This window comes from Kitasatospora sp. NPDC047058, from assembly GCF_040643935.1.
Classification (GTDB): Bacteria; Actinomycetota; Actinomycetes; order Streptomycetales; family Streptomycetaceae; genus Kitasatospora.
The window spans coordinates 1-1,064 of record NZ_JBEYVJ010000955.1; the positions used below are offsets into that span (position 1 = coordinate 1).

2 pseudogenes are annotated in these 1,064 nt (G+C 73.4%); both read right to left on the reverse strand.

The window, feature by feature from the left end:
- Positions 1-225: pseudogene (locus ABZ885_RS41910) on the reverse strand (phage capsid protein); the annotation flags it as partial.
- Between the two features lie 20 nt (positions 226-245).
- Positions 246-1,064 (reverse strand): annotated as a pseudogene (locus ABZ885_RS41915) (phage capsid protein); the annotation flags it as partial.

Below are 1,064 nucleotides of genomic sequence, written 5' to 3' on the forward strand. Positions count from 1 at the left end.
GTCGTGCACTTCGGTGGTCATGGCGGTGCCGAGCGCGTCGACGACGCCCTGCGCCGCTCGGCGCAGGGGTTGCACGTCGGCGAGCTTGGCGACGGCCCACCCGGGGGCTTCGAGGCCGTCGGCGATCTGCCGGGCGACGATGCCGAGCAGGCGCTGCTCGGCGTCCTCGTACAGCGCCCGCACGCGCTCGGCGAGATCCTCGGCCATCCAGGGGGAGACCGGCATGCGATCACCCCCTCGACCACCTACACGCCGAAGGTGGGCGCCGGGTCCGGCACGGCTTGCCCGGTCTCGGCGTGGATGCGGGCCACCTCGGCGGCGACCGCATCGGCGTCCCACTCCGGATTGACCATGCGGACCTTGGTCTCGGTGCTGACGGCCTGCGCCTGGCCGAGCAGGGAGAGCGTCTGCGCCTGCGTCTGGGCGTCCGGGGCGACCGCCGCCCCGAACGCCACGGTCGGCCGCTCCGGGGCGAGCCGGGACCAGCCGAGCGCGCGGTCGAGCTGCAGCAGCGCCTCGACGATGTCGGCGACGGCCGGGGCCGCGTAACCGATCTTCGCCCTGCGGGTCACCATGCTGTCGTGCCCGCGAGCCAGTGTCTCCGTCGCGGTGACCGGCGGACCGCCGTCGAGCCCGAACGTGCTCGGGCTGTAGCCGGCCGCCTCGACGATCTGCCGCACGAGCGCGTCGGACGTCGCCTTGTGCTCTGCAACGCGGATCGCGAACTGCGACATGGTGATGCCGGCGCCCGTGTCGGTCGGCGGGATGTCGAGGGCCTGCCAAATCTCCTGGTCGTCGTCGAACGCTGCGCCTTGGCCGGGGCCGCGGTTGCGCAGGTAGCCGGCGGGGACGATGAGGCGAGCGCGGGCGAGTCGAATGTCGCGCATCCAGCTCGACCACACCTCGTCGAGCGCGTCGCACATGTCGCGCGCCGGGCCCTGCAGGTCGGATCGGCCGAGCGGCGACCCGCGGTGGGAGCGGTTGGGGCCGATGTTGGGCCAGTAAGCAGCGGTGAGAGCGGGGATGCCGGTCTCGATCGCGCCGGACGGGCCGAGACTGTCGAC